The following is a 245-nucleotide window of genomic DNA, read 5'->3' as shown; positions in this document are numbered from 1 at the left end:
TCTGCCTACTCCACCCGTTTTGGCGGCTCGGTGAAGGGCTTCGAGGACGGGCAGTATCTTGATCAGAAAGAAGCCCGCGAGCTGGACCTGTTTATTCAGTACGGCCTGGCGGCCGGTTTCCAGGCAGTGCGCACTGCCGGGCTGGAAGTCACCGATGCCAACCGTGAACGCATCGGCGTGGCCCTGGGCTCGGGTATCGGTGGTCTGACCAACATCGACGAAACCAGCAAGATCTTGCACGAGAA

1 protein-coding gene is annotated in these 245 nt (G+C 60.4%); it reads left to right on the top strand.

Annotation, left to right across the window (positions count from 1 at the left end):
* On the top strand, positions 1 to 245 hold a 245-nt coding region (locus OH705_RS28355), incomplete at both ends, for a beta-ketoacyl synthase N-terminal-like domain-containing protein (protein ID WP_267303589.1).

The sequence above is a fragment of the Pseudomonas sp. BJa3 genome, assembly GCF_026343815.1.
GTDB classification, from domain to species: Bacteria; Pseudomonadota; Gammaproteobacteria; order Pseudomonadales; family Pseudomonadaceae; genus Aquipseudomonas; species Aquipseudomonas soli.
The sequence above is the reverse complement of the archived record's forward strand: the minus strand, read 5'-3'. Positions and strand labels throughout refer to the sequence as shown.